Source organism: Streptomyces bobili (assembly GCF_002154575.1).
GTDB classification, from domain to species: domain Bacteria; phylum Actinomycetota; class Actinomycetes; order Streptomycetales; family Streptomycetaceae; genus Streptomyces; species Streptomyces bobili.
Genome location: NZ_MUBA01000352.1, coordinates 1 through 23,192 on the forward strand (window position 1 = coordinate 1; position 23,192 = coordinate 23,192).

General features: G+C 72.5%; 27 protein-coding genes and 1 pseudogene. 19 read left to right on the plus strand and 9 right to left on the minus strand.

Annotation, left to right across the window (positions count from 1 at the left end; translation table 11 throughout):
- Window positions 1-1,384, minus strand: a pseudogene (locus tag BZL64_RS26035) (oxidoreductase); the annotation flags it as partial.
- 169 nt (window positions 1,385-1,553) lie between these two features.
- Here BZL64_RS26035 and hisD point away from each other — a divergent pair.
- The 8 genes from hisD to hisF are packed head-to-tail and all read left to right on the plus strand — an operon-like array spanning window position 1,554 to window position 7,288.
- Window positions 1,554-2,894, plus strand: a complete 1,341-nt coding sequence (gene hisD / locus BZL64_RS26040) for a histidinol dehydrogenase (protein WP_244205502.1) — start codon at window positions 1,554-1,556, stop codon at window positions 2,892-2,894.
- On the plus strand, window positions 2,891-3,997 hold the full coding sequence (locus BZL64_RS26045; RefSeq protein WP_086771619.1) for a histidinol-phosphate transaminase: 1,107 nt from the start codon (window positions 2,891-2,893) through the stop codon (window positions 3,995-3,997). The genes hisD and BZL64_RS26045 overlap by 4 nt, the downstream gene beginning before the upstream one ends.
- The gene (gene hisB / locus BZL64_RS26050) at window positions 3,994-4,587 is read left to right on the plus strand and encodes an imidazoleglycerol-phosphate dehydratase HisB (RefSeq protein ID WP_086771620.1); all 594 of its coding nucleotides are present in this window, start codon (window positions 3,994-3,996) and stop codon (window positions 4,585-4,587) included. The genes BZL64_RS26045 and hisB overlap by 4 nt, the downstream gene beginning before the upstream one ends.
- Window positions 4,584-4,748, plus strand: a complete 165-nt coding sequence (locus tag BZL64_RS40310; RefSeq protein ID WP_167396204.1) for a hypothetical protein — start codon at window positions 4,584-4,586, stop codon at window positions 4,746-4,748. Before hisB ends, BZL64_RS40310 begins: the two co-directional genes overlap by 4 nt.
- Window positions 4,739-5,389, plus strand: a complete 651-nt coding sequence (gene hisH / locus BZL64_RS26055; protein WP_086771621.1) for an imidazole glycerol phosphate synthase subunit HisH — start codon at window positions 4,739-4,741, stop codon at window positions 5,387-5,389. Before BZL64_RS40310 ends, hisH begins: the two co-directional genes overlap by 10 nt.
- The gene (gene priA / locus BZL64_RS26060) at window positions 5,386-6,111 is read left to right on the plus strand and encodes a bifunctional 1-(5-phosphoribosyl)-5-((5-phosphoribosylamino)methylideneamino)imidazole-4-carboxamide isomerase/phosphoribosylanthranilate isomerase PriA (protein WP_086771622.1); all 726 of its coding nucleotides are present in this window, start codon (window positions 5,386-5,388) and stop codon (window positions 6,109-6,111) included. The genes hisH and priA overlap by 4 nt, the downstream gene beginning before the upstream one ends.
- The gene (locus tag BZL64_RS26065; protein WP_086771623.1) at window positions 6,108-6,536 is read left to right on the plus strand and encodes a RidA family protein; all 429 of its coding nucleotides are present in this window, start codon (window positions 6,108-6,110) and stop codon (window positions 6,534-6,536) included. Before priA ends, BZL64_RS26065 begins: the two co-directional genes overlap by 4 nt.
- A complete protein-coding gene (gene hisF, locus BZL64_RS26070; protein ID WP_086771624.1) occupies window positions 6,533-7,288 on the plus strand; it encodes an imidazole glycerol phosphate synthase subunit HisF in 756 nt (251 codons plus the stop codon). Before BZL64_RS26065 ends, hisF begins: the two co-directional genes overlap by 4 nt.
- Before the next feature lie 72 nt (window positions 7,289-7,360).
- Here hisF and BZL64_RS26075 read toward each other — a convergent pair whose 3' ends face one another.
- Together BZL64_RS26075 and BZL64_RS26080 are read right to left on the minus strand one after the other, a co-directional pair.
- Window positions 7,361-7,759 (minus strand): VOC family protein, encoded by a 399-nt coding sequence (locus BZL64_RS26075; RefSeq protein ID WP_086771625.1) that lies wholly within the window; start codon window positions 7,757-7,759, stop codon window positions 7,361-7,363.
- Between the two features lie 11 nt (window positions 7,760-7,770).
- A complete protein-coding gene (locus BZL64_RS26080; RefSeq protein WP_086771626.1) occupies window positions 7,771-8,406 on the minus strand; it encodes a TIGR03085 family metal-binding protein in 636 nt (211 codons plus the stop codon).
- An 82-nt stretch (window positions 8,407-8,488) separates the two neighbouring features.
- Here BZL64_RS26080 and hisI point away from each other — a divergent pair, with 82 nt between their 5' ends.
- From hisI to lgt, 11 genes are all read left to right on the plus strand, one after another.
- A complete protein-coding gene (gene hisI / locus BZL64_RS26085; RefSeq protein ID WP_086771627.1) occupies window positions 8,489-8,881 on the plus strand; it encodes a phosphoribosyl-AMP cyclohydrolase in 393 nt (130 codons plus the stop codon).
- A gap of 11 nt (window positions 8,882-8,892) precedes the next feature.
- On the plus strand, window positions 8,893-10,371 hold the full coding sequence (locus BZL64_RS26090; RefSeq protein WP_086771628.1) for an anthranilate synthase component I: 1,479 nt from the start codon (window positions 8,893-8,895) through the stop codon (window positions 10,369-10,371).
- 116 nt (window positions 10,372-10,487) lie between these two features.
- Entirely contained in the window at window positions 10,488-11,138 is a 651-nt protein-coding gene (locus BZL64_RS26095; RefSeq protein WP_086771629.1) for a TIGR02234 family membrane protein, read from the plus strand.
- 160 nt (window positions 11,139-11,298) lie between these two features.
- Entirely contained in the window at window positions 11,299-11,550 is a 252-nt protein-coding gene (locus tag BZL64_RS26100) for an HGxxPAAW family protein (protein ID WP_086771630.1), read from the plus strand.
- An 83-nt stretch (window positions 11,551-11,633) separates the two neighbouring features.
- Window positions 11,634-12,092: a DUF2752 domain-containing protein gene (locus BZL64_RS26105; protein ID WP_086771631.1), complete on the plus strand. Its 459-nt coding sequence runs from the start codon at window positions 11,634-11,636 to the stop codon at window positions 12,090-12,092.
- 137 nt (window positions 12,093-12,229) lie between these two features.
- Window positions 12,230-13,039 carry an indole-3-glycerol phosphate synthase TrpC gene (trpC, locus tag BZL64_RS26110; RefSeq protein ID WP_086771632.1) on the plus strand — a complete coding sequence of 270 codons (810 nt, stop codon included), beginning with the start codon at window positions 12,230-12,232 and terminating at the stop codon, window positions 13,037-13,039.
- A gap of 21 nt (window positions 13,040-13,060) precedes the next feature.
- Window positions 13,061-13,300, plus strand: a complete 240-nt coding sequence (gene trpM, locus BZL64_RS42205) for a tryptophan biosynthesis modulator TrpM (RefSeq protein ID WP_086771633.1) — start codon at window positions 13,061-13,063, stop codon at window positions 13,298-13,300.
- Window positions 13,301-13,367: 67 nt separating this feature from the next.
- Window positions 13,368-14,651, plus strand: a complete 1,284-nt coding sequence (trpB, locus tag BZL64_RS26120; protein ID WP_086771634.1) for a tryptophan synthase subunit beta — start codon at window positions 13,368-13,370, stop codon at window positions 14,649-14,651.
- Window positions 14,648-15,466 carry a tryptophan synthase subunit alpha gene (gene trpA / locus BZL64_RS26125; RefSeq protein WP_086771635.1) on the plus strand — a complete coding sequence of 273 codons (819 nt, stop codon included), beginning with the start codon at window positions 14,648-14,650 and terminating at the stop codon, window positions 15,464-15,466. Before trpB ends, trpA begins: the two co-directional genes overlap by 4 nt.
- An 87-nt stretch (window positions 15,467-15,553) precedes the next feature.
- The gene (locus BZL64_RS26130) at window positions 15,554-16,330 is read left to right on the plus strand and encodes a thioredoxin domain-containing protein (protein ID WP_086771636.1); all 777 of its coding nucleotides are present in this window, start codon (window positions 15,554-15,556) and stop codon (window positions 16,328-16,330) included.
- A gap of 82 nt (window positions 16,331-16,412) precedes the next feature.
- Window positions 16,413-17,450 (plus strand): prolipoprotein diacylglyceryl transferase, encoded by a 1,038-nt coding sequence (lgt, locus tag BZL64_RS26135; protein WP_086771637.1) that lies wholly within the window; start codon window positions 16,413-16,415, stop codon window positions 17,448-17,450.
- Between the two features lie 62 nt (window positions 17,451-17,512).
- On the opposite strand, the gene BZL64_RS26140 is transcribed toward lgt, so the two are convergent.
- The 6 genes from BZL64_RS26140 to BZL64_RS26160 form a co-directional block, all read right to left on the minus strand.
- On the minus strand, window positions 17,513-18,334 hold the full coding sequence (locus tag BZL64_RS26140) for an HpcH/HpaI aldolase/citrate lyase family protein (protein ID WP_086771638.1): 822 nt from the start codon (window positions 18,332-18,334) through the stop codon (window positions 17,513-17,515).
- The gene (locus tag BZL64_RS26145) at window positions 18,331-19,545 is read right to left on the minus strand and encodes a CaiB/BaiF CoA transferase family protein (RefSeq protein ID WP_086771639.1); all 1,215 of its coding nucleotides are present in this window, start codon (window positions 19,543-19,545) and stop codon (window positions 18,331-18,333) included. Before BZL64_RS26145 ends, BZL64_RS26140 begins: the two co-directional genes overlap by 4 nt.
- Window positions 19,542-19,670 (minus strand): hypothetical protein, encoded by a 129-nt coding sequence (locus BZL64_RS41955; RefSeq protein ID WP_279634612.1) that lies wholly within the window; start codon window positions 19,668-19,670, stop codon window positions 19,542-19,544. Before BZL64_RS41955 ends, BZL64_RS26145 begins: the two co-directional genes overlap by 4 nt.
- Window positions 19,667-21,037, minus strand: coding sequence for an ADP-ribosylglycohydrolase family protein (locus tag BZL64_RS26150; RefSeq protein WP_086771640.1), 1,371 nt, complete (start codon window positions 21,035-21,037; stop codon window positions 19,667-19,669). Before BZL64_RS26150 ends, BZL64_RS41955 begins: the two co-directional genes overlap by 4 nt.
- A complete protein-coding gene (locus BZL64_RS26155; protein ID WP_086771641.1) occupies window positions 21,037-22,239 on the minus strand; it encodes an ADP-ribosylglycohydrolase family protein in 1,203 nt (400 codons plus the stop codon). Before BZL64_RS26155 ends, BZL64_RS26150 begins: the two co-directional genes overlap by 1 nt.
- A gap of 8 nt (window positions 22,240-22,247) precedes the next feature.
- Window positions 22,248-23,192 (minus strand): ADP-ribosylglycohydrolase family protein (locus BZL64_RS26160; RefSeq protein ID WP_086771642.1); only part of this gene is annotated, 945 nt, incomplete at its 5' end.

Here is a 23,192-nt window from a genome sequence, read left to right on the forward strand (position 1 = left end):
AGGGCGAACAGCGCCGGATTCCACGGCGGATGCCCGTCGCGGCTGACGGGCGGATGCTCCGCGTGCCGGAACGCCAGGGAACTCGCCGCCCACAGCACCGCCATCCACACCGCCGCCCGGCCNNCCAGAGCTTCGCGGCCGGCGGCAGTGTCTCGCGGCGTCTGCGCTGCTTGGCGAGCAGCACCTCGCGGGCGTCCTCGTCCTCCCCGCCGGCCCGCAGCACCGCCGCCAGCCGCTCGTACGGCTCCGGGTTGTACTCGGCGGTCGCCGCGGCCACCCAGCCCAGCCGCTCGGCCAGCGGGAACGGGCCCTGCGGCACCAGGTTCTCGTACGCGAAACCGCCCATGTGCAGGTTCCCGGGGCCCGGCCACGCCTCCGCGCGGTCCACCAGGTTGACCACCCGCGCCCCGGACAGCACCACCTTGCCGCGCTGCGGCCGCTCCCCGAGGAAGCGCAGCTCGGGTGTCTGCACCCGGCGCAGCGACAGTTCCTGCTCGTCCGTGAAGGTGAACCGGGCCCGCTCCAGGTCGACGGCGTCCCCGAACCGCCCGTCGTCCAGGCGGACCCCGCCCCGGCACTCGAAGCGCTGGACGCGGGTCCCGTGCGCGGGAGTCGTGCCGCTCAGCGACTGGCCGCCGAGGCCGGCCGGGGTCATGTACAGGGAGCGTTCCACGGTCAGCTGGGGCGCGTTCAGCGCGAACCGGGTGTACGGGTTGGTGAGCCGGGCCCCGCGCAGGCTCAGCGAGACCCCGATCTTGGCGCTGCGCAGCCGCAGCTCGCCGTGCGACTCCAGCATCTCGGCCTGGAGGTCCTGGCCGACGGTCAGGCCGTCCGCGGCGATCGAGCGGCCGGTGCGGTCGCGGTAGACGATCGCCATGTTGAGCATCAGGTCGGTGCCGATGTGCGCGTCGGTGAGCCGGACGCCGTTGTGGAAGCGGCAGCGGGGCAGGTGCAGATCGCCCTCGGTCTGGAGCCGGGCCGCCTCCAGCCGCGGCACCGAGCAGTCCACCATGCGCAGCGTCGTCACCCGCGCCTCGGGCAGCAGCACGTCCCGCTCGAAGCGGCAGCGCTTCATCTCGACGTACGGCTCGACGGTGCCGCCCGCCAGGTCGAGGCTGCCGCTGAGCTGCACGCCGACCAGTTTGAGCGAGGACACCCGGCCGGCCAGCGCGGGCGGCCCGTCCAGCAGCAGCCAGGCCACGATCCGGGCACGTACCGTGCGGGCCTCGCCCCAGGGATGCCCGCCGTGCGGGTCGTCGACGACGGTGTCCCCGCTGCTGAGGTCGTACACGCTGCCGTTGCGGAAGGCCTGCCACATGCCGGCCTCGGCGGCGGTCAGGTCGTCCGGCAGGTCCCCGGCCTGGATGCCGGCCCCTTCCGTCACGCTGTTTCGGTCCCTTCGCTCGCGCACATGTTTCGCACACCCGTTCATGCCCGGTGAGTGACGCCCCGAACGCTAGCCGTGAGCGGGATCTTCCGTTTCCGGCCACGTTCTGTATCAGCCATTGATACGCGCGGACGGCCTCCGATTCCGGTCTGAGAGAATTGACCACGTGCTGCAAAATCTCTCGCTGGCCCGAATCGATCTGCGCGGCGACGCCCTCCCCGAAGGCCCCGCCCTGCGCGACCTGCTGCCCCGAGCCGACTTCGACGTCTCGGCCGCACTGGAGAAGGTGCGCCCGATCTGCGAGGCCGTGCATCATCGGGGCGACGCGGCACTGATCGACTTCGCCGAGAAGTTCGACGGCGTCCGGCTCGACCGGGTCCGGGTCCCGGCCGAGGCCCTCAGCCGCGCCCTCGCGGAACTCGACCCGGCCGTGCGCGCGGCCCTGGAGGAGTCCATCCGCCGCGCCCGTCTCGTCCACCGCGCGCAGCGCCGCACGCATCACACGACACAGGTCGTGCCCGGCGGATCCGTGACCGAGAAGTGGGTTCCGGTCGACCGGGTCGGGCTGTACGCGCCCGGCGGACGGTCCGTCTACCCGTCCTCCGTGATCATGAACGTGGTGCCGGCCCAGGAGGCCGGTGTCGAGTCGATCGCGCTCGCCTCCCCGGCCCAGGCCGACTTCGGCGGACTGCCGCACCCGACGATCCTCGCCGCGTGCGCCCTGCTCGGCATCGACGAGGTGTACGCGGCCGGCGGCGCCACCGCCGTCGCGATGTTCGCCTACGGCACCGAGTCCTGCCCGCCCGCCAACATGGTCACCGGGCCCGGCAACATCTGGGTCGCCGCCGCCAAGCGCTACTTCACCGGCAAGATCGGCATCGACGCCGAGGCGGGCCCGACCGAGATCGCCGTCCTGGCCGACTCCACCGCCGACCCCGTCCACGTCGCCGCCGACCTGATCAGCCAGGCCGAGCACGACCCGCTGGCCGCCGCCGTCCTGGTCACCGACTCCGCCGAACTGGCGGACGCGGTCGAGAAGGAGCTGCGGCCGCAGGTCGCGGCCACCAAGCACATCGACGACCGGATCGTCCCTGCGCTGGGCGGCAGGCAGTCCGCGATCGTCCTCGTCGACGGCATCGACGAAGGCCTGCGCGTGGTCGACGCCTACGGCGCCGAGCACCTGGAGATCCAGACCGCCGACGCCGCCGCGGTCGCCGACCGGGTGCGCAACGCGGGCGCGGTCTTCGTCGGACCGTGGGCGCCCGTCTCGCTCGGCGACTACGCCGCCGGGTCCAACCACGTCCTGCCCACCGGCGGCTGCGCCTGCCACTCCTCCGGCCTGTCCGTCCAGTCCTTCCTGCGCGGCATCCACATCGTCGACTACACGCGGGACGCGCTGGCCGACGTCGCGCACCACGTGGTCACGCTGGCGGAGGCGGAGGACCTGCCCGCGCACGGCGCGGCGATCAAGGCACGGTTCGACTGGAAGGTTCCGGAGAGCAAGTGACAGGCATCGACGATCTCCCCGTGCGGGACGAGCTGCGAGGCAAGTCCCCCTACGGCGCGCCCCAGCTGGACGTGCCGGTACGGCTGAACACCAACGAGAACCCCTACCCGCTGCCCGAGGCGCTGGTCGAGCGGATCACCGAGCGCGTCCGCGAGGCCGCCCGCAACCTCAACCGCTACCCCGACCGCGACGCCGTCGAGCTGCGCACCCGGCTGGCCGCGTACCTGACGGACACCTCCGGGTACGAGGTGGGCCTGGCGAACGTGTGGGCCGCCAACGGCTCCAACGAGGTCATCCAGCAGCTGCTGCAGACCTTCGGCGGACCGGGCCGTACGGCCATCGGCTTCGAGCCGTCGTACTCGATGCACGGGCTCATCGCGCGCGGCACCGGCACCGGATGGATCTCCGGGCCGCGCCACGAGGACTTCACCATCGACCTCCCGGCCGCCGAGAAGGCCGTCGCGGAGCACCGGCCGGACGTCGTCTTCATCACCACCCCCAACAACCCCACCGGCAGCGCCGTCCCGGCCGAGACCGTCCTCGCGCTGTACGAGGCCGCGCAGGCCGCGAAGCCGTCCATGGTGATCGTGGACGAGGCGTACATCGAGTTCAGTCACGGCGCCTCGCTGCTGCCACTGCTCGAAGGTCGGCCGAATCTCGTCGTCTCGCGGACGATGTCGAAGGCCTTCGGCGCGGCCGGGCTGCGCCTCGGCTACCTCGCCGCCCACCCGGCGGTCGTGGACGCCGTCCAGCTGGTCCGGCTGCCCTACCACCTGTCGGCCGTCACCCAGGCGACCGCCCTGGCCGCCCTGGAACACACCGGCACCCTGCTCGGTTACGTCGAGCAGCTCAAGACGGAACGGGACCGGCTGGTGAGCGAACTGCTGGCGGCCGGCTACGAGGTGACCGCCTCCGACGCCAACTTCGTCCAGTTCGGCCGGTTCGAGGACGCGCACGCCATGTGGCGCGAGATCCTCGACCGGGGCGTCCTGGTCCGCGACAACGGCGTACCGGGGTGGCTGCGCGTCACCGCCGGGACCCCCGAAGAGAACGACGCGTTCCTCGACGCGGTCCGTGAGATCAAGAAGGAGCAGGGTTCATGAGCCGTGTCGGACGCGTGGAGCGCACGACCAAGGAGACGTCCGTCCTGGTCGAGATCAATCTCGACGGTACCGGCAAGGTCGACGTGGCGACCGGTGTCGGCTTCTACGACCACATGCTCGACCAGCTCGGCCGGCACGGTCTGTTCGACCTGACCGTGAAGACCGACGGGGACCTGCACATCGACTCCCACCACACCATCGAGGACACCGCCCTCGCGCTGGGCGCCGCCTTCAAGCAGGCCCTCGGCGACAAGGTGGGCATCTACCGCTTCGGCAACTGCACGGTCCCGCTGGACGAATCCCTCGCCCAGGTCACCGTCGACCTGTCCGGCCGCCCCTACCTCGTGCACACCGAGCCCGAGAAGATGGCGCCGATGATCGGCGAGTACGACACCACGATGACCCGGCACATCCTGGAGTCCTTCGTCGCCCAGGCCCAGATCGCGCTGCACGTGCACGTGCCCTACGGGCGCAACGCGCACCACATCGTGGAGTGCCAGTTCAAGGCGCTGGCCCGAGCCCTGCGCTACGCCTCCGAGCGCGACCCGCGCGCGGCCGGCATCCTCCCCTCCACGAAGGGCGCGCTGTGACCGGCCTGTCCACCATCCTGATCGTCGTCGGCCTCTTCCTGGCCGGCGGCATCTACTCCTTCGTCAAGCAGGACATGCCGAGGAGCCTCGTGGTGCTCCTCTCCATAGCTGCCGCGATGTGTCTGGTCGCGGGTGTGATGAGGCTGGAGGTGTGGAATTGACCGCCGCATCGAAGAAGGTCGTGGTCTTCGACTACGGCTTCGGCAATGTCCGCTCCGCCGAGCGCGCCCTCGCGCGCACCGGGGCCGACGTCGAGATAACGCGCGACTTCGACAGGGCGATGAACGCCGACGGGCTGCTGGTGCCGGGCGTCGGCGCCTTCGCCGCCTGCATGAAGGGCCTGCGGGAGGCGCGCGGGGACTGGATCATCGACCGCCGACTGTCCGGAGGCCGCCCGGTGATGGGGATCTGCGTCGGCATGCAGATCCTGTTCGCCCGCGGCATCGAACACGGCGTGGAGACCGCGGGACTCGACGAGTGGCCCGGCGCGGTCGAGCCGCTCCAGGCCGACATCGTGCCCCACATGGGCTGGAACACCGTGGAGGCCCCGGCCGGCTCCCGGCTGTTCGCCGGCCTGGAACCGGACGCGCGCTTCTACTTCGTGCACTCCTACGCCGTCCAGGACTGGTCCTTCGACGTACAGAACCCCGCGATGCAGCCCCCCACGGTGACCTGGTCGACGCACGGCAAGCCGTTCGTGGCCGCCGTCGAGAACGGCCCGCTGTGGGCCACCCAGTTCCACCCCGAGAAGTCCGGCGACGCCGGAGCCCAGCTCCTCACCAACTGGATCGGAACCCTGTGAGCAAGCTCGAACTCCTCCCCGCCGTCGACGTCCGCGACGGCCAGGCCGTCCGGCTCGTGCACGGTGAGTCGGGGACGGAAACTTCTTACGGTTCGCCCCTGGAGGCGGCCCTCGCCTGGCAGCGCTCGGGCGCCGAGTGGCTGCACCTGGTCGACCTCGACGCCGCGTTCGGCACCGGCGACAACCGCGCGCTGATCGCCGAGGTCGCGGGCGCCATGGACATCAAGGTCGAGCTGTCCGGTGGCATCCGCGACGACGACACCCTCGCCGCCGCCCTCGCCACCGGCTGCACCCGCGTCAACCTGGGCACGGCCGCCCTGGAGACCCCCGAGTGGGTCGCCAGGGTCATCGCCGAGCACGGCGACAAGATCGCCGTCGGTCTCGACGTGCGCGGCACCACCCTGCGCGGGCGCGGCTGGACCCGCGACGGCGGCGACCTCTACGAGACGCTGGAGCGCCTGAACAAGGAGGGCTGCGCGCGGTACGTCGTCACCGACATCGCCAAGGACGGCACCCTCCAGGGCCCGAACCTGGAGCTGCTGCGCAACGTGTGCGCCGCGACGGACCGCCCGGTCGTGGCCTCGGGCGGCGTGTCCTCCCTCGACGACCTGCGCGCCATCGCCGAACTGGTGCCCCTCGGTGTCGAGGGCTCCATCGTCGGGAAGGCGCTGTACGCGAAGGCGTTCACCCTGGAAGAGGCCCTGGAGGCTGTGGCGTCATGACGTCCGAAGCCGTACGGCGCGCGCAGAGCGGAAGTCCCTGGGAAGAGACGTTCGGCTTCGCGCGTGCCGTCGCGGCAGGTGACCTGGTGCTGGTGGCGGGCACGACGTCCTTCAGGGGCAGCGTGCTGTACGGGGAGGGCGACCCCTACGAACAGGCCAAGGTGGCCTTCACCAGCGCCCTGGAGGCGATCGCCGGGTTCGGGCTGGGCCCCGGCTCGGTGATCAGGACCCGGATGTATCTGGCGCACACACGGGACGTCGACGAGGTGGGCCGGGCCCACAAGGAACTCTTCGACGCCGTGCGCCCCGTCTCGACCCTGCTGGTCGTGGAGGGGTTCGTCGATCCGCGGGTCCTGGTCTCCGTGGAACTCGAAGCATTCAGTGGACATACGTCCGAAGGACATAGAGGAGCCGTGGATTCATGACCCTGGCGGTCCGAGTCATCCCCTGCCTGGACGTGGACAACGGCCGGGTCGTCAAGGGCGTCAACTTCCAGAACCTGCGCGACGCGGGCGACCCCGTCGAGATGGCCAAGGTGTACGACGCCGAGGGTGCCGACGAGCTGACGTTCCTGGACATCACCGCATCCTCGGGCAACCGTGAGACCACGTACGACGTGGTGCGCCGCACGGCCGAGCAGGTGTTCATCCCGCTCACCGTCGGCGGCGGGGTGCGCGCCCCCGAGGACGTGGACAAGCTGCTGCGGGCCGGCGCCGACAAGGTCGGGGTCAACACCGCCGCGATCGCCCGTCCGGAACTGATCAAGGAGATCGCCGAGCGGTTCGGCAGCCAGGTGCTGGTCCTGTCGGTGGACGCCCGCAGGACCGAGTCCGGCTCCTTCGAGGTCACCACCCACGGCGGCCGTCGCGGCACCGGCATCGACGCCGTCGAGTGGGCCCACCGGGCCGCCGAGCTGGGCGCGGGCGAGATCCTGCTCAACTCGATGGACGCGGACGGCACCAAGGACGGCTACGACCTGGAGATGATCGCCGCCGTTCGCAAGCACGTGTCGGTCCCGGTGATCGCCTCGGGCGGCGCCGGCAGGCTGGCCGACTTCGCCCCGGCCGTCGAGTCGGGCGCGGACGCGGTCCTGGCCGCCTCGGTGTTCCACTTCGGTGACCTGCGCATCGGCGAGGTCAAGAACGCCCTCCGAGAGGCCGGCCACCCGGTGCGCTGACCCTTTCGGCGTCCATGGGTAAGCCCCGCTCACCAGGTGACCGGGGCTTACCCATGGACGCTCGGAGCTGACCTACCCCTTCATCTGGGTCAGCTGGACCCAGTTGCCCACCGTGTCGTCCAGGATGGCCAGGTACATCGGGCCCTGTTTCTGGGGCTTCTGGGCGAAGTGGACGCCGAGGGCACTCAGGCGCTCGTACTCCGCCCGGAGGTCGGTCACGGAGAACACGATGCAGGGCAGGCCGGCCATCCGCAGGGCCGCCCGGTAGGGCTCGGCGATCGGGCCGTGGCCGGGCTCCAGCAGGAGCTGGAGGTCCGGCTGGGCGCCCTCGGCCGCGCCCACGGTGACGAACAGCGTGCCGCCGCCCACGTTCATGTGCATGCGGGTCTCGAAGCCGAGGACGTCGGTGTAGAAGGCGTGGGCCTTGGCGACGTCGTCGACGTACACGCTGGTCATCGCGACCTTGATCACTGGGCGTCCTCTCAGAGGCCGAGCTGCTTGCCGCCGCGCAGGGTGGTGATGGCCTCCTCCTCGCCGGCCAGATCCACCTTGGCGGCGCCGCCCCGGCCGTACAGGAGGAGCAGCAGCTCGGACGGTTCACCCGTCGCCGTGACGACCGGCGTACCGCGGTTGGCGACCGCCGTACGGCCGTCGGGGCGCCGCAGCACCAGTCCGGTCGGCGTACCGCGGCCGGTCAGCCGGGCCGTGCGCTCCAGACGCGACCACAGGGCGTCCTGGAAGACGGGGTCCAGCTCGCGGGGCGTCCAGTCGGGCTGTGCCCGCCGGACGTCCTCGCCGTGGACGTAGAACTCGATGATGTTCGACGCCTCGTCGAGCTGCTTGAGCTGGAAGGGCGAGAACCGTGGCGGGCCGGTACGGATGAGCTGGATCAGCTCCTCGTACGGCTTGGCGGCGAACTCCTCCATCGCCTTGTCCAGCCGCGACGCGAGCTGCTTGACGAGCAGGCCCCCGGCCGCGTCGGGCCGGCGCTCGCGCACCACCACGTGCGCGGCGAGGTCGCGGGTCCGCCAGCCCTCGCAGAGGGTCGGCGCCTCGGGGCCCGCCGTTTCCAACAGGTCGGCGAGAAGGAGCCGTTCACGCTTGGCGAAAGTCGACATGCGGCCAGCCTACGACCGCCCGGCGGGTCCGCACAGTGGACGCAGGGCCGGGAGTGTCACCGCCGCGCGGCACAATGAACCCATGACCAGCATGCCCCCGCCCAGCAGCCTCGACCCGGAGCTCGCCGCGCGCCTCAAGCGCAGCCCCGACGGCCTCCTGCCCGCCATCGCCCAGCAGTACGACACCGGCGAGGTGCTCATGCTCGGCTGGATGGACGACGAGGCGCTGCACCGCACCCTGACGACCGGCCGGTGCACCTACTGGTCGCGCAGCCGCCGCGAGTACTGGGTCAAGGGAGACACTTCCGGCCACTTCCAGTGGGTCAGGTCGGTCGCCCTGGACTGCGACGCCGACACCGTGCTGGTCAAGGTGGACCAGGTCGGCGCCGCCTGCCACACCGGCGCCCGGACCTGCTTCGACGTCGACGTGCTCCTCGAGGACGCCGATTCCGGCGTACCCGCCTCGGATCAGTAAGGTCAGCCGCCATGGACCTCGACACGTTCCGCAAGCTGGCCACCGACCGCCGCGTCATTCCGGTCACCCGCAAGCTCCTCGCAGACGGCGACACCCCGGTCGGGCTCTACCGCAAACTCGCGGCCGAGCGTCCCGGCACGTTCCTGCTGGAGTCAGCGGAGAACGGCCGTTCCTGGTCCCGGTACTCCTTCGTCGGCGTCCGCTCCGCCGCCACCCTCACCGCACGCGACGGACAGGCCCACTGGCTCGGCACCCCGCCCGTCGGCGTGCCCGCCGAGGGTGACCCGCTGGCCGCCCTGCGCGCCACCATCGAGGCCCTGCACACCCCCCACCAGGAGGGCATGCCGCCCTTCACCGGCGGCATGGTCGGCTACCTCGGCTACGACATCGTCCGCCGCCTGGAGAAGATCGGCCCCGGCGAGCGCGACGACCTGAAGCTGCCCGAGCTGACCATGCTCCTCACCAGCGACCTCGCCGTGATGGACCACTGGGAGGGCTCGGTCCTCCTGATCGCCAACGCGATCAACCACAACGACCTCGACACGGGCGTGGACGAGGCCCACGCGGACGCCGTCGCCCGTCTGGACGCCATGGAGGCGGACCTCTCGCGCGCGGTGGCCCAGCCGCCCGCCGTCCTGCCCCCCTCCGAACTCCCCGCGTACACGGCCCTGTGGGGCGGCCCCGACTTCCAGCGGGCCGTCGAGGACGTCAAGGAGCGCATCCGCGCCGGGGAGGCCTTCCAGGTCGTCCCCTCCCAGCGGTTCGAGACGCCCTGCACGGCCAGCGCGCTGGACGTCTACCGGGTCCTGCGGGCCACCAATCCCTCGCCGTACATGTACCTCTTCCGCTTCGACGGCTTCGACGTCGTGGGCTCCTCCCCGGAGGCCCTGGTCAAGGTCGAGGACGGGCGGGCCATGGTGCACCCCATCGCCGGCACCCGGCACCGCGGGGCCACCCCGCAGGAGGACCAGGCCCTCGCCGACGAGCTGCTCGCCGACCCCAAGGAGCGCGCCGAGCACCTGATGCTCGTCGACCTGGGGCGCAACGACCTGGGGCGGGTCTGCGAGCCCGGCTCCGTCGAGGTCGTCGACTTCATGTCCGTCGAGCGGTACTCCCACGTCATGCACATCGTCTCGACGGTCACGGGCCGGGTCGCGCCGGGCCGCACCGCCTTCGACGTCCTCACCGCCTGCTTCCCGGCCGGCACCCTCTCCGGCGCCCCCAAGCCCCGCGCCATGCAGATCATCGACGAGCTGGAGCCCTCCCGCCGCGGCCTGTACGGCGGCTGCGTCGGCTACCTGGACTTCGCCGGCGACTCCGACACGGCCATCGCCATCCGCACCGCCCTGCTGCGCGACGGCACCGCCTACGTCCAGGCTGGCGCCGGCATCGTCGCGGACTCCGACCCGGCCGCCGAGGACCAGGAGTGCCGCAACAAGGCGGCGGCCGTGCTCCGCGCGGTCCACACGGCCAACCGGCTGGCCGAGTAGGGGCGCGTCACGCGCGGTAGGAGCGGCGCGCGAGTCGAGCCGGAGCGGAACAGGAGCGCAGTAGGACAAGTGTCACGTGCGCCCCGGGTGCCGGTTCGCCCGGGGTTCAGGCGATAGTGGAGTACGTGACTGCTGTTCCTCCTCCCCGTTCCGAAGCCGCCGCTCCCGCCCGGTCCGGGCGCCGGAGCCTCGCGCTCGCCCTGATGTTCGGCGCGCTGGGCGCGGCACTGGTCCTGCTCGCGACCCGGCAGCGCTGGTCGGAGGGCACGGCCACGGTGGCCGGCGGCGCCTTCCCCCTGACCGCCAAGGGCAGTGACGTCACGGGCGTCCCCGCGGCGCTCGCCATAGTGGGCCTCGCCGCGCTCGTCGCCGTCTTCGCCGTCCGCAGGGCGGGCCGCTTCGCGGTCTCCGCCCTCCTCGCGCTCTCCGGCGCCGGTATCGTCGCCGCCTCGCTGTTCGGCGCCTCCGACAGCTCCGCGCTCGACGACGAGGCCGCCAAGGTCTCCGGTGACACCTCCGCGGCCGTCGCCTCCCTCACGCACACGGCCTGGCCCTACGCCGCCGCGGCAGGCGGCGCCCTGATCCTCCTGGCCGGGCTGCTCGCCCTGCGCTACGGCCCGCTGTGGCCGGCCATGTCGGGCCGCTACGAGCGCGACGGCGCCCCCCGCCCCCGGCGCAGGGCCGCGGTCGTCGACCCCGACCGTCCCGAGGACATCTGGAAGGCCCTGGACCGCGGTGAGGACCCCACGGGGACGGGCCCGGCCTGACACCCGCGCGCGGGTCCGGTTTCCCGATGTGGTGAACCAGACTCGAACGGAAGCGACCCCCGCACCTGGCACCCGTACGCGTACGGGACAATGGACGGCGAGCCTCCGGCTCTCACACGTACGACCCGTACGCCACATAGACAGCAACGAGGAGCAAGTCATGGCGGGCAGCAGCCACGGACACACCCCGGCCGCCTGGACCGGTGTCATCATCGCCTTCATCGGTTTCTGCGTCGCGGGCGCGTTCATGGTGATGGCCGAGCCGCTCGGCTTCTGGGCCGGCATGGCGATCGTCGTCCTCGGCGGCGTCGTCGGCGCCGGCATGCGTGCCATGGGCCTCGGCATGCCGAGGGACACCCACCCGGTGCACCAGGTCACGGCGGCGCGCGAGCCGGCCGTCGCCGAGCACTGAACCCCGCGAACGACCCCGCGTGAGGGGCGGCCGGTCACGGACCGGCCGCCCCTCACGCGCGCGTGAGGCCGACGCGGGGCACAATGCGAGGCGTGAACGCCGACAGTCACAGCGTGACGCCGCCCGCTCCCGCTCCCGCTCCCGCGACCCTCCTGGCCCGGCTCGCGGTCCCCGCCGGGGTGCTCTCGGCCGTCGTCGGCGCCTTCACGTACGTGGCCGCCGTCGACCCCAACGAGCCCGGTCACTACCCGGTCTGCCCCCTGCTGAGGGTCACCGGCCTCTACTGTCCCGGCTGCGGCGGCCTGCGCAGCGCCCACGCCTTCGCGCAGGGCGACCTGGTGACCGCCCTGCACGCCAACGCGATGGCGGTCGCGGGCTACGCGGTCTTCGCCGTGCTGTGGACCGTCTGGGTGGTCCGCGCGGCGCGTGGCCGCCCGGTCCGCCTCGATCCCGGCCCCGTCCAGCTGTGGACGCTGGGCGCGTTGCTGCTGGTCTTCACGGTTGTCCGGAACCTGCCGTACGGCGGCTGGTTGCGCCCTTGATCACTTGGTGAAAGTCCAGGTACTGGGACCGCCCGCCGCCGGATGTGAGGCGATGGCCCTCCTGCGGATACCATCGCAGTGACCATCGATTTCTCTGGTCGCTGGAACTGTCAACCGTCTGGAAGGGGGCCGCTCGCGTGAGTGTGCTCGACGAGATCATCGACGGAGTCCGTGCCGACCTCGCGGAGCGGCAGGCGCGCGTCAGCCTCGACGAGCTCAAGGAGCGCGCGGCCAAGGCCCCCGCCGCCAAGGACGGGGTCGCCGCGCTCAGGGGCGACGGCGTCAAGGTCATCTGCGAGGTCAAGCGCTCCAGCCCGTCCAAGGGCGCGCTGGCCGCGATCGCCGACCCCGCCGCCCTGGCCGCCGACTACGAGGCGGGCGGCGCGGCCGTCATCTCCGTCCTCACCGAACAGCGCCGCTTCGGCGGCTCGCTCGCCGACCTCGAAGCGGTCCGCGCGCGTGTCGACATCCCGGTGCTGCGCAAGGACTTCATCGTCACGTCGTACCAGCTGTGGGAGGCCCGCGCGTACGGCGCCGACCTCGCGCTGCTGATCGTCGCCGCCCTCGACCAGCCGGCCCTGGAGTCACTGATCGAGCGGGCCGTCTCCATCGGACTCACCCCGCTCGTCGAGGTGCACGACGAGGACGAGGTCGAGCGCGCGGTGGACGCGGGCGCCAAGGTGATCGGCGTCAACGCGCGCAACCTCAAGACCCTCGAGGTCGACCGGGGCACGTTCGAGCGGGTCGCCCCCGAGATCCCGGACCACCTCGTCAAGATCGCCGAGTCCGGCGTCCGTGGCCCGCACGACCTCATCGCCTACGCCAATGCCGGCGCCGACGCGGTCCTGGTCGGCGAGTCCCTCGTCACCGGCCGCGACCCCAGGACGGCGGTGGCCGACCTGGTGGCGGCGGGCGAACATCCCGCGCTGCGGCACGGCCGCGGCTGACCGCCCGCTAGGCTGGCACCGATGACGCTCCCGATCACCCTCACGGCCACGGACCGGTACGCCCGCCTCGCGCGCGGCTGCCGCCCCCGTGGCTGCCGCGCGCCCGCCCGCAGGGTGCACGGCCGCAGGGTGCGGTACGTCATCGGAGCCGAGCCCGGACAGGTCAACGGGCGTCGATGGCAGCGCGCCCCTCGGGGGCGCGGGGCACTGCCTGACCATGCGGTTCCACCGCATGGGCGCGACCGGCCGCACACGGCCTGAGGTCGTCCGACAAGCTCCGCCCCCACGGCGAACCGTGTTCTCCACAAACTCACCGTGAGGTTTCCGCATGCCCAGCGAGTTCTTCATTCCCGACCCGGACGGTCACGTCCCCAGCGCCGAAGGCTACTTCGGCGCCTTCGGCGGCAAGTTCATCCCGGAGGCCCTCGTCGCCGCCGTGGACGAGGTCGCCGTCGAGTACGACAAGGCGAGGCACGACCCCGAGTTCGCCCGCGAACTCGACGACCTGCTCGTGCACTACACCGGCCGGCCCAGCTCCCTCACCGAGGTGCCGCGGTTCGCCGAACACGCCGGTGGCGCCCGGGTGTTCCTCAAGCGTGAGGACCTCAACCACACCGGCTCGCACAAGATCAACAACGTGCTCGGCCAGGCCCTGCTCACCAAGCGCATGGGCAAGACGCGGGTCATCGCGGAGACCGGCGCCGGTCAGCACGGCGTCGCCACCGCCACCGCCTGCGCGCTGTTCGGCCTCGAATGCACCATCTACATGGGTGAGATCGACACCCAGCGCCAGGCACTCAACGTGGCCCGGATGCGCATGCTCGGCGCCGAGGTCGTCGCCGTGAAGTCCGGCAGCCGCACGCTGAAGGACGCCATCAACGAGGCCTTCCGCGACTGGGTCGCCAACGTCGACCGCACCCACTACCTGTTCGGCACCGTCGCCGGTCCGCACCCCTTCCCGGCGATGGTCCGCGACTTCCACCGCGTCATCGGCGTCGAGGCCCGCCGCCAGATCCTGGAGCGCGCCGGACGCCTGCCCGACGCGGCCGTCGCCTGCGTCGGCGGCGGCTCCAACGCCATCGGCCTCTTCCACGCCTTCATCCCGGACGCCGGCGTACGCCTCATCGGCTGCGAGCCGGCCGGTCACGGCATCGAGACCGGCGAGCACGCCGCGACCCTCACGGCCGGCGAACCCGGCATCCTGCACGGCTCCCGCTCCTACGTCCTCCAGGACGACGAGGGCCAGATCACCGAGCCGTACTCCATCTCGGCCGGTCTGGACTACCCGGGCATCGGCCCCGAGCACTCCTACCTCAAGGACACCGGCCGCGCCGAGTACCGCGCGGTCACCGACGACGCCGCCATGCAGGCGCTGCGCCTGCTGTCGCGCACCGAGGGCATCATCCCGGCCATCGAGAGCGCGCACGCGCTGGCCGGAGCCCTGGAGGTCGGCAAGGAGCTGGGCAAGGACGGACTGATCGTCATCAACCTGTCCGGCCGCGGCGACAAGGACATGGACACGGCCGCCCGCTACTTCGGCCTGTACGACACCGACGCCGAGGTCGCGGCCGACGCGACCGCCACCGCCGAGATCGAGGGGGACGCCAAGTGAGCGGCAACATCCACCTGCTGACGGACACCCTCGCCACCGCCAAGGCCGAGGGCCGTGCCGCCCTCATCGCCTACCTCCCGGCCGGGTTCCCGACCGTCGACGGCGGCATCGAGGCGATCAAGGCCGTTCTGGACGGCGGCGCCGACATCGTCGAGGTGGGCCTGCCGCACAGCGACCCCGTCCTCGACGGCCCGGTCATCCAGACCGCCGACGACATCGCCCTGCGCGGCGGCGTACGCATCGCGGACGTCATGCGCACGGTCCGAGAGTCGTGCGAGGCCACCGGGAAGCCGGTCCTCGTCATGACGTACTGGAACCCCATCGACCGCTACGGCGTCGAGCGCTTCACCGCCGAGCTGGCCGAGGCGGGCGGGGCGGGCTGCATCCTGCCCGACCTGCCCGTGCAGGAGTCGGCGCAGTGGAGGGAGCACGCCGAGAAGCACGGCCTCGCGACGGTCTTCGTCGTGGCGCCGAGCAGCCAGGAGGCACGGCTCGCCACGATCACCGAGGCGGGCAGCGGATTCGTGTACGCCGCCTCGCTGATGGGGGTCACCGGCACCCGCGAGTCGGTGGGCGCGCAGGCCCAGGACCTGGTCGAGCGCACCCGCGCGACCGGCACCGGACTGCCCGTCTGCGTCGGCCTCGGCGTGTCCGACGCCCGGCAGGCCGCCGAGGTCGCCGGCTTCGCCGACGGAGTGATCGTCGGCTCGGCCTTCGTCAAGCGCATGCTCGACGCCCCGGACGACGCGGCCGGTGTCGAGGCCGTGCGCGCGCTCGCGGGCGAGCTGGCGAAGGGCGTCCGCGGACAGGCGTAGCGGCCGGCGCGGAAAGAATCGGTCACTCGAACGGGTGGACATGGGACCGGGGAGGCGCTGGGCGCCTCCCCGGTTCGTTTCCGGGGTGTGAGCGAGAAGAATCGTGACAGGAAGCGCACCGCCCGGGAGCGGCTGGCGGTCGAGCGTGAGAAGCAGAAGGCCGCGGAGCGGCGGCGTCGGACACTGATCGTCGCCGCGAGCGTCGTCTGCGTACTGGGCCTGGCCGCGGTCATCGGCATCGTCGCGGCGAACGCCGGCAAGGACGACGGCGGTGACAGCGCCGGCCCGGTCGTGGCGCCGTCGGGCGCGCAGGGCAAGGACGCCCTGGCGATCCCCGTCGGCAAGGAGAGCGCCCCCTCCACGCTCACCGTGTGGGAGGACTTCCGCTGCCCGGCCTGCAAGTCCTTCGAGGACACCTACCGCTCGACGATCCATGAGCTGACCGACGCCGGAAAGCTCAAGGTGGAGTACCACCTGGCCACCATCATCGACGGCAACATGGGCGGCAGCGGCTCCCGTACGGCGGCCAACGCCGCGGCCTGCGCCCAGGACGCCGGGAAGTTCCCCGCCTACCACGACGTGCTGTTCGAGAACCAGCCGCAGGAGACCGACGACGCCTACGCCGACCGCGACAGGCTCTTCGACCTCGCCGGCAAGGTCGACGGCCTCGTCACGCCCGCCTTCCGCACCTGTGTGGACGAGGGCACCCACGACAGCTGGGTCGACAAGTCCAACCAGGCCTTCCGCAGTGGCGGCTTCACCGGCACCCCGACCGTCCTGTTCAACGGCAAGAACATCTACCAGGACCAGTCGATGACGCCGGCCAAGCTGAAGAAGATGGTGGAGGAGGCCGACCAGGGCTGAGCCCCGCTCAGCGGCCCGTTATGGAGCCGTAGCCGGGCTGCCCGCCGTGGGCCCGGCCCGGCACGGTAGCGTCGACCCTGCCATGGAACTTGCCTACATTCCCAGCCCGTCGCGCGGAGTGATCCACCTCGGCCCCATTCCGCTGCGCGGCTATGCGTTCTGCATCATCATCGGTGTCTTCGTCGCCGTCTGGCTCGGCAACAAGCGCTGGCTGGCCCGGGGCGGGAGGGCCGGCACGGTGGCGGACATCTCCGTCTGGGCCGTGCCCTTCGGCCTGGTCGGCGGCCGGCTCTACCACGTGATCACGGACTACGAGCTGTACTTCAGCGAGGGCCGCAACTGGGTGGACGCCTTCAAGATCTGGGAGGGCGGCCTCGGTATCTGGGGCGCGATCGCCCTCGGCGCCGTGGGCGCGTGGATCGGCTGCCGCCGCCGGGGCATCCCGCTGCCCGCCTACGCCGACGCCATCGCACCCGGTATCGCCCTCGCGCAGGCGATCGGCCGCTGGGGCAACTGGTTCAACCAGGAGCTGTACGGCAAGGAGACCGACCTGCCGTGGGCCGTGCGCATCACGTCCTCCCTGGACGGCCGGGTGCCGGGCGACTACCACCCCACGTTCCTGTACGAGTCGCTGTGGTGCGTCGGTGTCGCCCTTCTCGTCATCTGGGCCGACCGCCGCTTCCAGCTGGGCCACGGCCGGGCGTTCGCGCTGTACGTCGCCGCCTACTGCGCCGGCCGCTTCTGGATCGAGTACCTGCGCGTCGACGACGCCCACCACATCCTCGGCCTGCGCCTGAACAACTGGACCGCGCTGATCGTGTTCGTGCTGGCCGTGGTGTACCTCGTGGTCTCGGCGAAGAAGCGGCCGGGGCGGGAGACCGTGGTGGAACCCGGGGCGGACGACTCCGCCACGGACGGGGCCGAAGCCGATGCGGATGCCAAGGCTGACAAGTCCACGGAGACCTCCGCGGAAGACGCCAAGGACGACAAGGACGAGGCCGAGGCCGAGGACAAGGATCCCGCCGAGTCCGAGTCCGAGTCCGAGTCCGAGTCCGAGTCCGGGGCCGAGTCCACATCCCAGTCCGCGTCCGCTTCCGAATCGGCGGGCAAGAAGAGCTGACGGCAGGTTCTACGACGACGAGGGCGCCCGGGGTCTCCGGGCGCCCTCGTCGTGTGTGACCGTCAGGTCCGGCGGGCCAGCGACAGCGTCCGCTGGGCCGTCGCCACGACCGCGGCGTCGATGAAGCGGCCGTCCGGCAGGGCCTGGGCGCCCGGCTCGGCCGCCGCGGCCTTGACGATCGTCTCCGCCTCCTCGACCTCCCGCTGGGTGGGCAGATAGGCCCGTTCGATGATCGGGAGCTGGCGGGGGTGGATCGCCGACCGGCCCAGGAAGCCCAGGCTGCGGCCGTGCGCGCAGGAGGACGCCAGGCCTTCGAGGTCGCGGATGTCGGGGTGGACCGACTGCGGCGGCGGGGCCAGCCCGGCCGCCCGCGCGGCGACGACCACCCGGGAGCGGGACCAGTCGAGGCCGGCGTCCGCGCGCAGGCCGAGGTCGGCCCGCAGATCGGACTCGCCGAGGGAGATGCCGCGCAGATCGGGGTGAGCGGCGGCGATGGCGTAGGCGTGTTCGACGCCGAGGGCCGTTTCGAGGAGGGCGTAGAGCGGGCGTGGGCCGTGCTGCGCGATGCGGGCGGCGATCCGGGTGATCTGGACGGGTGACGTCACCTTGGGGAGGCGGAGACCGTGGACGCCGGGAAGGGCGGCCACGGCCCGGAGGTCGGCGTCGGCGAGGGGGCCGTCCAGGGCGTTGACCCGGACGTGGACCGGCACCGGCTGTTCCTCGCGGAGCAGCTCGGCGGTGGCCGCGCGGGCGTACTCCTTGCGGTCGGGGGCGACCGCGTCCTCCAGGTCGATCACGACGACGTCCGCCCCGCAGCCCAGGGCCTTGGTGACGATGTGCGGGCGGTCGCCGGGGACGTACAGCCAGGTGAGCGGGAAGGTCACAGGGCGCCCTCCGTGCGCAGGGCTGCCAGGTCGGCCGGGGTGAGGCCGAGTTCGGTGAGGACCGTGTCGGTGTCCGCGCCGTGCGGGCGGCCGGCCCAGCGGATCGCGCCGGGGGTGGCGGAGAGGCGGAACAGGACGTTCTGCATGCGGATCGGACCCAGTTCCGGGTCGTCGACCGTGGTGACGGTGTCGAGGGCCTGGTACTGGGGGTCGGTCAGCACGTCCCGTACGTCCTGGACGGGGGCGATGGCCGCTTCCGCCTTCTCGAATGCGGCGAGGACGTCGGTGCGGGTGCGGGCGGCGATCCAGGTGCCGACCGCCGTGTCGAGGACGTCGGCGTGGGCGGCCCGTCCGGCGCCCGTCGCGAACCACGGCTCGTCGATCAGCTCGGGGCGGCCGACCAGCCGCATCACGCGCTCCGCCACCGACTGGGCCGAGGTCGACACCGCGACCCAGGTGCCGTCGGCCGTGCGGTAGGTGTTGCGCGGGGCGTTGTTCGCGGAGCGGTTCCCGGTGCGCTCCTGGACGTATCCGAGCTGGTCGTACCAGAGGGGCTGCGGGCCGAGGACGGTCAGGATCGGTTCGATGATCGCCATGTCGACGACCTGGCCCTCGCCGGTGCGGTCGCGGGCGGCGAGGGCGGTCATGACGGCGTACGCCGTGGCCAGGGCCGCGATCGAGTCGGCGAGGCCGAACGGCGGCAGGGTCGGGGGCGCGTCGGGTTCGCCGGTGATGGAGGCGAAGCCGCTCATCGCCTCGGCGAGGGTGCCGAAGCCCGGACGGTGGGCGTACGGGCCGAACTGGCCGAAGCCGGTGACACGGGTGAGGACCAGCCGGGGGTTGGCCGCCGACAGTTCCTCCCAGCCGAGGTCCCACTTCTCCAGGGTGCCGGGACGGAAGTTCTCGATGATCACGTCGGCCGTGGCGGCGAGGCGCAGCAGGGTGGCGCGCCCGCCGGGCCTCGACAGGTTCAGGGTGATCGCGCGCTTGTTGCGGCCGAGGAGCTTCCACCACAGCCCGACGCCGTTCTTGGAGGGGCCGTGGCCTCGGGACGGGTCGGGTTTCGACGGGTGCTCGATCTTGATGACCTCGGCGCCGAAGTCACCGAGCATGGTGGCGGCGAGGGGGCCGGCGAAGAGGGTGGCCAGGTCGAGGACGCGCAGGCCGGTGAGGGGCGCGCCGGGGGTGGGGGTGCCGTTCGTCTCGGTCATGACGCGGTGCCGGAGGGGGACTCGACCGTGCCGAAGCGGGCGGTGTTCACTCCGCGCTGCGGGGCCTTCTCGACGCAGGTGACGAGGTCCATGTGCGTGCTGCCGAGCACGACGATGTCGGTCATGGGCGTGCAGCCTCCCGGTGGGTGAGGTGGGCGAGGGTGTCGAAGCCGGTGCCGTCGAAGTCGGCGACGGTGCTGGCGAGGCGGTTCTTGAGCGGGGTCGTCCAGCGGTCGGGGAGGGCGGCCGGGGTGCCGGCCAGGAGTGCGGCGACGCTGCCCGCGGTGGCGCCGTTGGAGTCGGTGTCCCAACCCCCGGACACGGCACGGCAGATGGAGCCGGAGAAGTCGCCGTCGGCGTGGGTGAGGGCGGCGGCGATCAGGGCAGTGTTGGGGACGGCGTGGACCCAGTGGTGGGTGGCGCCGTGCGTGGCGTGGAGCCGGTCCACGACCGTGTCGAAGCCGGCGTGTTCGCGGGCGAGTCCGATCGCGTGGGTGACGGCTCGGAACAGGCGGGAGCGGGGTGGGACGACGGTGAGGCCCGTGCGCAGACAGGCGTGGATGTCGTGGTCGCCGGTCGCCGCGGCGGCGATGGTGGCCGCCGTGAACATCGCCGCGTAGACGCCGTTCGCGGTGTGGGTCAGGGTGGCGTCCCGGTGCGCCTGCCCGGCCGCGGCGGCCGGGTCGCCGGGGTTGGTCCAGCCGTGGACGTCGGCGCGGATGAGGGCGCCGATCCACTCGCGGAAGGGGTTGCGGTGGCGGGCGGTGTGCGGGGGTTCGATGCCGTGGAGGAGGTTGCGGTAGGCGAGGCGTTCGGCGGTGAAGGTGCGGCCGGCGGGGAGTTCGTCGAGCCAGAGCTGTGCCACGTCGGCGGTGGTGAAGGTTCTGCCGTGCCGCCGGAGCAGGAGCAGGTTGAGCAGGGGGTAGTTGAGGTCGTCGTCCTCGGGCATTCCGTCGATGTTCTCGGCGAGGGAGTTTCCCGCCGAGCGGCGGTTCCAGGGGTGGGCCTCCAACAGGGCCGCCGGGACGCCACGCGCGGTGAAGTAGGCGGCGAGGGGCCAGTTGCCGGTCGCGGCGGCCAGGGCGCGGATGGCGGCGAGGGGGAGTTTCTCCACCGGCTTGCCCAGGAGACAGCCGGCTGCCCGGCCCAGCCAGGCGGCTTCCAGGGCGGCCGGGGTGAGCGCCCCGGCCCGGCCGCCGGCGGGCTCGGCGGGCCATGCCGGGCAGGCGGCCCTGATCCTCGGCAGGTCCGTCGGCTCGTCCTCCGCCAAGGCGCTCGGCAGGTCCGCCAGTTCGTCGAGCAGGTCCTCCGCCAGGAGTCGCAGATAGGGCGACGCGCGCCGGGGCGATGCGCCGGCCCGTACCGGGGCCTCCCGGCCGCCCGCAGCACGCCAGCGGGCGGCGACCGCCGACGGTTCGCGGCCGTCCTGGGCCGCCTGCCGGAGTTCGTGGCCGACGAGGTCCTCCGGCTGCACCCAGGTCAGGCGGAGCATCACCGGCCCCCGAGGCCGGCGAACGCCCGCTCGTGCGCCCTGCGGCGGTGGACGTCCTTCTCGAAGATCTCCCGTGCGACCTCGGTGAGGGCCGTCGCCGGTGACCACAGGTCCAGGCGGCTGGCCTCCGCGACCCGCTTGGACCACTCCTCCGGCACGGGGGAGCCGAGGGCGCCGGTCACCGCGCCGGCCATCGTCGCGATCGAGTCGCAGTCACGGCCGTAGTTCACCGCGCCCAGCACCGAGTGCCGGTAGTCGCCGCCGGCCGTCACCACCATGCCCAGGGCGACGGGGAGTTCCTCGATGGCGTGCAGCCGGGAGGGGCGGCGGGCGGCAAGCGAGGGCTGCCGGTAGTCGGGGCCGACGGTGTCGTAGGGGGTCACCGCCTCCCGGATCGGGGTCAGCGCCGACTCGAAGTCCCGGTGCCGGGCGGCCACTTCGCAGACCTGCTCGATCGCCGCGCGGGTGCCGTCCTTGGCCAGCGACAGGCAGGCCGCCACCACCGAGTCGGGCGTCGCGCCGGGTGCGCAGGCCGCGGCCACCGCCGCCGCGAAGACGCCCGCCGCCTCACGGCCGTACGAGGACTGGTGGGCGCCCGCCAGGTCGATCGCCTCGGCGTAGGCCGCCGCCGGATCGGCCGCGTTGACCAGGCCGACCGGTGCCATGTACATCGCGGCACCGCAGTTGACGATGTTGCCGACGCCTGCCTCGCGCGGGTCGACATGGCCGTAGTGGATCCTCGTGACCAGCCATTTCTCCGCGAGGAAGAGGCGCTGGAGGGGGAGCGCCTCGGCCTCCAGCTCCGGGATCCAGCGCGGGTTCGTCATCAGGTCCGGGACCAGGTGGTCGGCGAGCGCGTACGCGTCCAGGTGGTCGCGGACCGTGGCGTAGACCCTGATCAGTGCGTGGGTCATCAAGGTGTCGTCGGTGACGTGCCCGTCGCCCTTGTGGTACGGCGCGATGGGGCGGGCGGTGCGCCAGTCGTCACCGTTCCAGGGGCCGACGACGCCGTGTACGCGCCCGCCGTGACGCTGGAGGATCTGGTCGGGGGAGTAGCCCTCGACCGGCCCGCCGAGGGCGTCGCCGACGGCCGCGCCGACGAGGGCGCCGGTGACGCGTTCCTCCAGGGTCGGGCCCACCGGGGTTCCGCTCTCCCGAGTGCCCCCGGATCCTCCGTCGCTTTCTTCTGTTTTGGGTGTCATGATCCGAATCATCCTCCTGCCGTGGCCGGTTGTGTGGCTTCCAGCAGTTCGGCGAGTTCCACCAGGTCGGTGCCGGTGAGGCGGGGCAGGGCGCAGCCGGAGAGCGTGCGGCAGGCGTCGCGCCAGCTCGCCGGGATCGACGCGGCGCCGCCCAGTGCGCCGGTCAGCGCGCCCGCGAGCGCGGGGGCGGAGTCCGCGACCCGCGACAGACAGGCCGCCGCCGGTACGGCCTGCGCGATCCGTCCGCCCGACGCGGTGGCCAGCGCGAGGGCGACCGGGACGGTCTCGGCGGCGGCGATGCCGTAGCTGTAGACGTGGTCGACGATCTGATGCTCCAGCAGGGGGACCAGGGCGAAGGCGCTCTCCGCGGTCCGGGCCAGGGCGAGCGCGTGGCGGGCGTTACGGGCGATCTCCGTTCCCTCGGGGAGTTCGGCGAGCGCCGCGGTCACGCAGGTCCCGGTGTCCGCGCCGACCAGCGCGAGCGAGAGGGCCGCGGCCATCGCCCGAGCGCCGTGCACGCCGTCGCCGTCCTGCGTGTAGCGGGCGTCGAACTCGGCCAGTTCGGCGGCGAGTCGGGGGTCGCCGGGGTGGGCCACCGCGAGCACGCAGGCGCGGACGCAGGCGGCGTCGTCGAAGAAGTGCGGGTTGTCGTGGCCGGTGGCGGGCGGGCGCAGGCCGTTGGCCAGGTTGCCGAGGCCGGCCCGGACGGAGATCCGGGCGCGCAGGGGAAGCACGGCCGACTCCACCTCGGGGGCGCGGTCCGCCGCCGCGGCGACCTCGGCGGCGAGGGCGTTCCAGGTCAGGTCGATGGCGGCGCGCATACGGCGTCGGCGGCTGAGGTCGCCGAGGACCGTGTCGTCGCCCGCCCGCAGGACCGCCTCCGCGGCGAAGGCCGCCCATTCGGCGTCGTCGGACGGGCCCAGGCGCAGGGGTTCGGGGGGTTGGTTGAGGGC